9 protein-coding genes are annotated in these 8,393 nt (G+C 39.4%); 5 read left to right on the forward strand and 4 right to left on the reverse strand.

Annotation, left to right across the window (positions count from 1 at the left end):
* Positions 1-46: 46 nt before the first annotated feature.
* From ACTQXY_RS01245 to truA, 3 genes are all read left to right on the forward strand, one after another.
* On the forward strand, positions 47-571 hold the full coding sequence (locus ACTQXY_RS01245) for a hypothetical protein (RefSeq protein ID WP_441657941.1): 525 nt from the start codon (positions 47-49) through the stop codon (positions 569-571).
* Positions 564-848 (forward strand): hypothetical protein, encoded by a 285-nt coding sequence (locus tag ACTQXY_RS01250; protein ID WP_117787214.1) that lies wholly within the window; start codon positions 564-566, stop codon positions 846-848. Before ACTQXY_RS01245 ends, ACTQXY_RS01250 begins: the two co-directional genes overlap by 8 nt.
* A gap of 176 nt (positions 849-1,024) precedes the next feature.
* Entirely contained in the window at positions 1,025-1,768 is a 744-nt protein-coding gene (truA, locus tag ACTQXY_RS01255) for a tRNA pseudouridine(38-40) synthase TruA (protein ID WP_441657942.1), read from the forward strand.
* A 54-nt stretch (positions 1,769-1,822) separates the two neighbouring features.
* Here truA and ACTQXY_RS01260 read toward each other — a convergent pair whose 3' ends face one another.
* Positions 1,823-2,680 carry a patatin-like phospholipase family protein gene (locus ACTQXY_RS01260; RefSeq protein ID WP_373206366.1) on the reverse strand — a complete coding sequence of 286 codons (858 nt, stop codon included), beginning with the start codon at positions 2,678-2,680 and terminating at the stop codon, positions 1,823-1,825.
* A gap of 167 nt (positions 2,681-2,847) precedes the next feature.
* Here ACTQXY_RS01260 and ACTQXY_RS01265 point away from each other — a divergent pair, with 167 nt between their 5' ends.
* Positions 2,848-4,485, forward strand: coding sequence for an ATP-binding cassette domain-containing protein (locus ACTQXY_RS01265; protein WP_441657943.1), 1,638 nt, complete (start codon positions 2,848-2,850; stop codon positions 4,483-4,485).
* Positions 4,486-4,556: 71 nt separating this feature from the next.
* Here the strand turns inward: ACTQXY_RS01265 and ACTQXY_RS01270 are convergent, their stop codons facing one another.
* From ACTQXY_RS01270 to ACTQXY_RS01280, 3 genes are all read right to left on the reverse strand, one after another.
* The gene (locus ACTQXY_RS01270; protein WP_441657944.1) at positions 4,557-5,867 is read right to left on the reverse strand and encodes a CNNM domain-containing protein; all 1,311 of its coding nucleotides are present in this window, start codon (positions 5,865-5,867) and stop codon (positions 4,557-4,559) included.
* A gap of 103 nt (positions 5,868-5,970) precedes the next feature.
* Positions 5,971-6,975, reverse strand: a complete 1,005-nt coding sequence (gene trpS / locus ACTQXY_RS01275) for a tryptophan--tRNA ligase (RefSeq protein WP_004613925.1) — start codon at positions 6,973-6,975, stop codon at positions 5,971-5,973.
* Between the two features lie 81 nt (positions 6,976-7,056).
* Positions 7,057-7,680: a histidine phosphatase family protein gene (locus ACTQXY_RS01280; protein WP_441657945.1), complete on the reverse strand. Its 624-nt coding sequence runs from the start codon at positions 7,678-7,680 to the stop codon at positions 7,057-7,059.
* 96 nt (positions 7,681-7,776) lie between these two features.
* On the opposite strand from ACTQXY_RS01280, the gene ACTQXY_RS01285 reads away from it, so the two are divergent.
* Complete coding sequence (locus ACTQXY_RS01285) at positions 7,777-8,256, forward strand: S-ribosylhomocysteine lyase (RefSeq protein WP_441657946.1); 480 nt, start codon at positions 7,777-7,779, stop codon at positions 8,254-8,256.
* Positions 8,257-8,393 lie beyond the last annotated feature (137 nt).

Genomic DNA, 8,393 nt, shown 5'->3' on the forward strand with positions numbered 1-8,393 from the left:
GCCCTTCTCCTCATATATATTTACAACGTTAGATTTAGGAGTGACTATGGAAGATCATGATTTTGAAAAAATGACCCCTTTTGATCAACTGATTTCCACACAAAGTCTGCAAATCCTGAAGCTGCTGATTCCATATACCCCTCCGGAAAACCAACGCTTTCTAGCTGTATACACAAAATTTTTGGAACTGCAGCACACCATAGATTTTTTTCAACGCTTTCACAGCGATCTCTACTCACAGGATTTTGAAAAGAAAACATTCTCTCCTTTTCATATCATTCAGGAAATCCGACCTTATATTCCTGCACAGTTTGGAGAAACATTTGACATGCTCATGAATATGATGGATATGATGGAGGTGTTTCAAAATATGAATGACACTGCAGATTCTGATGGAAACACAGACCCGGCCTTTGATCCGATGTCCATGATGAAAAATATGCTTGCGCCAGAACAGCAGGCTATGTTTGATATGTACAACACAATGTCTTCACAAGAAACCCAAAGCGAAACTGAAACAGAACCTCAAAACGAAACCCAAAACAAAGAAGGAGAACAAGAACATGATTGATTGGTTAAATGACCCTATGTTAAAAAATATGGATCCGATAAAGGTAGAGTTGATCAAGACAGCTGCCGCCCAGACGTCCGGAAAATCGGGTCGTGCACTCGCCCCTGTTTTGATGACACTTATCACAAACGCAAATAAAAAAGGAATCCGGTTTTCCCCTGATGAAATTTCATTGATTCTAGAATTAATAAAAGAGGGGAAAACACAGAAAGAAAAGGAACAGATTGACCGGACGATTCAAATGGTAATATCCATGCTGAAAAAACAGAATCCTTAAGATTCCTCACAGCGCATGTTTAAATGAGGACACAAGCCAGGCTCGTGTCCTCATTTAAAATCTTTCTACTTTTTTCTTTTCTATACTCATCCTGATTCCTTTCTCGCAAACGTCTTTTCCTCTTTCTTATTTTTTGCTATACTGAACAAAACATAGTATGACACAAGGAGAACATTATGCGAAACATTAAATTGACAATCGAATATGACGGGAGCCGTTATCAAGGCTGGCAGCGCCTTGGCAAAGACGAATCAACTAACACTATTGCGAACAAAATTACAGAAGTGATCAAAAAGATGACAAACGAAGATATTGAGCTTTTCTGTGGAGCAAGAACTGAAGTTGGCGTGCATGCGTACGGTCAGGTCGCAAGCTTTAAGACTACAACAGATATGACCCTGATCGAAATTGAGCATTACTTGAACCGCTATCTTCCGATGGATATTGCGATTACTGATATTGAGGAGAAACCTGAGCGCTTTCATGCGAGCCTGAATGCAACTTCCAAAATATACATGTACCGCATCTCTGTCAGCGAAGTTCCAAGTGTATTCGAACGCAAATACGTTTATCACTCTTTCAAAAGACCTGATGTGGATCTGATGAAACAGGCAGCAATTCTGCTTGTTGGAAAACATGATTTTAAAAAATTTTCTACGGTAAAGAAAAATAAATCTACTGTCAAAGAAATTTATGACATTGACGTTTACGATGACGGAGAGGAACTTCAGATTACGCTGCACGGCAATGATTTTCTCCATAACATGGCGCGTATGATACTTGGCACACTTCTCGATATCGGTGTCGGCAATCGAAAAAAAGAAGATATTGAACTGATTTTTAATTCAAACTCAGACGTGGCAGCAAGCGCACCTGCTGACCCGAAAGGATTATATCTTCAGGAAGTACTCTATCAATAGGGACAGGCAAGAAGGACAGGACTATGTTTTTTACTCATAATCCCATCCTTCTTTTTATTTTTCCAAATATTCCATCAGTGCATCATACTGTCGTTCCATCAGATGATATCCATGCTCATAAAAGTTCATCAGAGAATCATAGTTCTTTTCCAACCGAGATACTGGTTTGATCTGAGGACGCAGCACAAAAATTTTTCCTCTCTTTTCCAAACTTTCCACCCAATCCATCGTCCGGTTGTACACAATCGGTCTTCTTCGAATACTTTCCACCAGTTTCGGATATTTTTTATATGCAGACTGATACAGGCGATGCTCCCCTCTTGTCATCAGTTTCTTTCGGTATTTCATATTTCTTGTAAGTATCAGCACAACCTTTTTATTTCCAAGCTTTGTTGCTCTGTTGATCGGAATGGAATCTGCAAGTCCTCCGTCCAGATACGGAACTCCGTCTACATTGACGATTGGGGAGACAAGTGGCATACTGCTGGATGCACGGCAGATTTTCATCAGTCGTTCCTTGTCACTTTTTTCCTTCATATATTCTGCCTTTCCAGTAATACAATTCGTCGTTACGACTTCAAACTCCATATCTGACGCAAAATACGTATCGTAGTCAAATGGAAAAATCTCATTCGGATACTTATCAAAAATCATATCCATGTTCAGCAAGCTTTTTTCTTTGATAAATTTTCGGATTCCCATATAATAATCATACTCTTTTTCTTTGTGAATCATGCAGTCTCTTGTTCTTCCTATCTGTTTTGAGACATAGTCGACTCCATTGCAGGATCCGGCAGATACCCCAATCACATGTGACAGATACACATTTTTCTCCATCAGATAATCCAACGCTCCTGATGTAAACACTCCTCTTGTCGCTCCACCTTCTAAAACTAAACTAGCCTTTATCATACTGTTTCCCTCGCTTTCCATTCTTTATTATATACCTATTTTCTGCAAATTAACAGATTAAGATGTTCTCGTCTTGCCATTTTCCCTTTCCCGTGGTAAGATAGGCGGTGGAAAACACCGAAAACTTATTAAAATAAGAAAAGAAATCTCATGGAGGGAATGCATATATGATTAGCACAAGTAATATTACATTGCGTGTCGGCAAAAAGGCATTGTTTGAAGATGTAAATGTAAAATTTACAGAAGGCAACTGCTATGGTTTGATTGGTGCCAACGGCGCCGGTAAATCCACATTTTTAAAAATCTTATCCGGACAGTTAGAGCCGACAAAAGGAGAGGTTATCATCACTCCCGGAGAACGTCTCTCATTTTTGCAACAAGATCACTTCAAATATGACGAATACCTTGTTTTAGATACTGTTATCATGGGAAACCAGAGACTGTATGAAATCATGAAAGAAAAAGAAGCGTTATATGCAAAAGAAGATTTCACTGACGAGGACGGAATCAAAGCAAGTGAATTAGAAGGCGAATTTGCCACAATGAACGGTTGGGAGGCAGAGTCTGATGCCGCTACTTTATTGAATGGTCTCGGAATTGATACAGAGCTGCATTACAAATACTTAAAAGATCTGACTGGTTCAGAAAAAGTCAAGGTACTTCTTGCACAGGCTTTATTTGGAAATCCGGATATTCTTCTTCTGGATGAGCCTACAAACCACTTGGATTTAGATGCTATCGCATGGCTGGAAGAATTTTTGATCAACTTTGATAACACAGTAATTGTCGTATCCCACGACCGTTACTTCCTGAATAAAGTATGTACACAAATTGCAGATATTGATTACGGAAAGATTCAGTTATTCGCCGGAAACTATGACTTCTGGTATGAGTCAAGCCAGCTTATCATTCGTCAAATGAAAGAAGCGAACCGCAAAAAAGAAGAAAAAATCAAAGAGCTGCAGGACTTTATTTCTCGCTTCAGCGCCAACGCTTCCAAATCAAAGCAGGCAACTTCTCGTAAACGTGCCCTTGAAAAAATCGAGTTAGATGATATCCGACCATCAAGCAGAAAATACCCATACATCGATTTTCGTCCAAACCGTACAATCGGAAACGAAGTGCTTTCTGTGGAAGGTTTATCTAAGACAATCGACGGTGTAAAAGTGTTAGACAACCTTTCTTTCACAATCAACCGTGAAGACAAAGTCGCTTTTGTCGGAGGCAATGAACTTACAAAGACAACTTTATTTAAAATCTTAATGGGTGAAATGGAGCCGGACGAAGGAACATACAAATGGGGAGTGACAACTTCTCAGGCATATTTCCCGAAAGACAGTACTCGTGAATTTGACAATGACGACACAATCGTTGAATGGCTGACACAGTATTCCGAAGAGAAGGATGTCACTTATGTACGTGGTTTCCTCGGCAGAATGTTATTTGCCGGAGACGACGGTGTCAAAAAAGTAAAAGTACTCTCCGGTGGAGAAAAAGTACGTTGTCTTTTATCTAAAATGATGATTTCAGGCGCTAACGTATTGGTACTTGACGAGCCTACTGACCATCTTGATATGGAATCTATCACTGCTCTGAACAATGGATTGATCAAATTCCCAGGGGTACTTTTATTCGCATCCCGTGACCATCAGGTTGTACAGACAACTGCAAACCGTATCATGGAGATTGTTCCGGGCGGAAAATTAATTGATAAGATTACAACTTACGATGAATATTTAGAGAGTGATGAGATGGCTAGAAAACGTCAGACTTACACTATGGACAATTCAGAGGAAGACAACTAAAAACAGAGCTGGTGCTCTGCGGATATTTTTTATCCGCATCGCATCAGCTCCATTATTTATTTGGACCATCTCTATTCAATTGTCAGCAATACTTTTGAGATGCGGTTATCTTTTAGCTCTCGAATTTCAAAAGAAACATTCTCCACAACAACCTTTTCATGTTTTGAGCTTTCCGGAATATATCCCAAAATTTCAATCAAAAATCCGGAAACGGTATCATAATTCTCTGTCTTCAGATTCAAATCTAGTTTTTCATTCAAATCTTCAATCAGCATTGTTCCATCTACCATATATCTCTTCTCTTCAATCTGCACAATCTCCGGTGTCACGCAGTCATGCTCTTCATTAATCTCTCCTACAATCTCTTCAACCAAATCTTCCACAGTGACAATTCCTGAAAATCCTCCATACTCATCAATCAAAACTGCCATATGATTCTGTGTTCTTTGCAATTCCCGAAACAATTCATCAGCATCCTTGCTATCCGGCACAAAAAATGGCTTTTCCAAAAACGGTCGTATATCTTCTTGATCCACAAGCTTTTTTTGCATTGCAATCATAAGGTCTTTCATATGTAAAATTCCGATAATATTATCTATACTTTCTTCATAAACAGGAATTCTAGAATGTCTTGACTCTAAAACCGCCTCAATATTGTCTTCAAACGAATCAGCGATATCTATCGTAAACACTTCTCTTCTCGGTGTCATTACATCTCTTGCACTCTTATCATCAAAAGAGAATACCGAATTGATCATCTCATACTCGTGTTCCTCAAAAATCCCACGGCTGTTTCCCATCTCCAGCAAAGCTTTAATCTCTTCTTCTGAGACCGCCTCCTCTAAATCCTCCGTCTTCATACCAATTAAATGTAAAAATGCATTGGTTGATACAGAAAGCAACTTAATAAACGGCGATAATATTTTTGAAACCGTATAAATCGGCTGCACCGTAAAAAAACAGAAAGCCTCCGCTTTTTGCAGCGCGATCCGCTTCGGCACCAGTTCACCAAATACAAGATTAAAATACATTAACAAGATTGTCACTCCAAAAAAAGAAATCGTTCCGGAATACGGAATCTGAAACTGTTCCAGCCAGCGACTTAACACTTGCGATATTCCGGTTGCAGCCGATGCACTTGAGAAAAATCCCGCACATGTGATTGCCACCTGTATCGTCGACAAGAACTTTGTAGAATCCTCAAAAAGAGATTGAATAAGTAACGCCTTTTTATTTCCTTCCTCAGCCAACACCTTGACTCTGTTCTTATTGACAGAGACAACTGCCATCTCGGCTCCGGCAAAAAAAGCATTCACCAGTGTCAGAAGCACCAGTATGAATAGTTGCATTAAAATCTGTGTCCCGTCAGGGTCTGTTTCCATAGTAAAAATAATCCTCCTTTAATCTATGCCTTTTGACATAATTTTAGGAGGATTATATCATCTTTTGCTTCTACTTACAAGATACTTTATAATTATTTTATGTTTAGCGAATACGATCTGGGAATCCCACTTTTCTCTGCACCTTTCTCAAAGTCTTTGTCGCATAATAATTCGCCTTTTCTGCATTGTTCTTGATGATAGAATCAATATATGCCTTATCTTTTTCCAGTCTGGCAACTTCATCCTGCAATGGTTTCAGCACTGAGATGACTGCCTCTCCGACTGCCGTTTTAAAATCTCCATATCCTTTTCCATCGAATTCTTTGACAACATCCTGCGGAGTCACATTCATACATGCACTGTAGATATCAATCAGATTCTTCACCCCTGGTTGCTCCTCTCGATATAAAATCTGTGCCTCCGAGTCTGTGACTGCACGCTTACATTTTCTCATAATCGTATCAGGATCATCCATCAGATAAATACTTCCATTTACATTCTCATCCGATTTCGACATCTTCTTTGCCGGATCCTGAAGACTCATGATCTTCGCTCCCACTTTTCCGATATATGCTTCCGGAATTGTAAATACATCCCCATAGACACCATTAAATCGCTGTGCAATGTCACGTGTCAGTTCTAAGTGCTGCATCTGGTCTATTCCTACAGGAACAACGTCTGACTGGAATAACAAAATATCCGCCGCCATCAATACCGGATAAGTAAACAATCCTGCGTTGATATTGTCCGCATGTTTTGCAGACTTGTCTTTGAACTGTGTCATACGATTCAGTTCACCCATATATGTATAGCAATTCAAAATCCATGCCAGCTCCGCATGTCCCGAGACATGAGACTGATAATAAATACAATTTTTTTCCGGATCCAGTCCTGCCGCAATATATAATGTCAATAATGCTCTTGCACGTTTTCTCAGTGTAGCCGGATCCTGCCTCACTGTAATCGAGTGCATATCGACCACACTGTAAAAGCACTCATATTCATCACTCAGTGTAATCCAGTTCTTTAATGCCCCAAGATAGTTTCCAAGTGTCAAATTTCCCGTTGCCTGCATCCCACTGAATAATACTTTTTTATCATTGATCATGTTTCCATTCCTCCAAGTCTAATCTTCTTTCTAGTGTATCACTTCTACATCTTTTCCGTCAAGATAACGATTTTTCTTTTCCTATTTGTTTTCCGGATACAATACAATTGCCTCTTTTAAAATCTCTGCTTTTCCATCTTTTATCTCTACAATTGAAAGCCCACAATTCTTATGAAGTCCTCCTGCCCAAAAGTGATCGATCGTACTGTCCTTGATCACATTTAAGAGCGCGCACAAGCAGGCACCATGTGTAGAAACAAGAATCGTGCTATCCTCATATTCTTCTTTTCCGCTCAATTCTTTCAAAAAAGATACTGCACGTGCACGAAGCTGTTCAAAACTCTCGCCATCTGCTGCCGGTTGATATGCCTCGGGCTTTTCGAAGAAATTCATAAAATGCGAATCTGGTATGTTATAATTTTCTTCTCCATAACAAAGTCCCTCATAAGACCCAAAACCAATCTCGATAATCCTTTCATCTTCTATCAACTTAACATCCTGTCCTTCAAGAAGAATCTGAGCCGTCTTTTTCGCCCTCTTAAGCGGACTTGTAAATGCTATATCAAACCTTACCCCAAAAAGTCCGTCCCGTGTCTCCTCTGCCAGCTGTATTCCATATGCATTAAGAGGAATATCTGCTCTCCCCTGCAACCTTTTTTCTTTATTCCATTCTGTCTGTCCATGTCGAATCATGTATAACTTCATACCTAAAACCTCCTACATTTATTTTACCACACTTTGGCTTGTTTTTTGAAACGAAAATCAGTATAATGAATGCATAGTTTTTAGGAGGAGAAGAAAATGGAGAAAATCACTAGTTTTACAATAGACCACATTAGATTGGTTCCTGGCGTGTATGTTTCCAGAAAAGATCCGATCGGCAATGAAATCATCACAACCTTCGATCTTCGCATGACAAGCCCGAATGACGAACCTGTTATGAACACCGCAGAGATGCATGCGATTGAACATCTCGCCGCCACATTTTTACGGAATCATCCGATATTTGGAAGTAAGGTTATCTACTTTGGACCAATGGGATGCCGCACCGGATTTTATTTGTTATTGGCGGGTGACTACTGCTCAGAAGATATCATCGAACTTTTGAAAGAATTATTTACATTTATCGCAGAATTCAATGATGAGATTCCTGGAGCTTCGGCAAAAGACTGTGGCAATTATCTGGATATGAATCTTCCAATGGCAAGATACCTTGCAAAAAAATATCTAAACGATGTCCTTTTAGATATCAAAAAAAATCAACTCTATTATCCGGACTAAAAAGAAGTTCCCACGGGAACTTCTTTCAGACTGTAGACAAAGTCCCGGACAGAAGTCCGGGTTTTTCTTTTATCAAGTTTTCCACATTTCTAACTTTTTTCCATAGATTTACCAAGAAAAATGGTTCGGTTATCAAC

The organism is Faecalimonas sp. LCP19S3_D12 (genome assembly GCF_052121495.1).
In the GTDB taxonomy this organism is placed as follows: Bacteria; Bacillota; Clostridia; order Lachnospirales; family Lachnospiraceae; genus Faecalimonas.

Bases quoted from the DNA above. Each gene is read 5' to 3' on its own strand.
- ACTQXY_RS01245 (WP_441657941.1), top strand. From the start codon at position 47: ATGGAAGATCATGATTTTGAAAAAATGACCCCTTTTGATCAACTGATT.
- ACTQXY_RS01250 (WP_117787214.1), top strand. From the start codon at position 564: ATGATTGATTGGTTAAATGACCCTATGTTAAAAAATATGGATCCGATA.
- truA (WP_441657942.1), top strand. From the start codon at position 1,025: ATGCGAAACATTAAATTGACAATCGAATATGACGGGAGCCGTTATCAA.
- ACTQXY_RS01260 (WP_373206366.1), bottom strand. From the start codon at position 2,680: ATGATAAAGGCTAGTTTAGTTTTAGAAGGTGGAGCGACAAGAGGAGTG.
- ACTQXY_RS01265 (WP_441657943.1), top strand. From the start codon at position 2,848: ATGATTAGCACAAGTAATATTACATTGCGTGTCGGCAAAAAGGCATTG.
- ACTQXY_RS01270 (WP_441657944.1), bottom strand. From the start codon at position 5,867: ATGGAAACAGACCCTGACGGGACACAGATTTTAATGCAACTATTCATA.
- trpS (WP_004613925.1), bottom strand. From the start codon at position 6,975: ATGATCAATGATAAAAAAGTATTATTCAGTGGGATGCAGGCAACGGGA.
- ACTQXY_RS01280 (WP_441657945.1), bottom strand. From the start codon at position 7,680: ATGAAGTTATACATGATTCGACATGGACAGACAGAATGGAATAAAGAA.
- ACTQXY_RS01285 (WP_441657946.1), top strand. From the start codon at position 7,777: ATGGAGAAAATCACTAGTTTTACAATAGACCACATTAGATTGGTTCCT.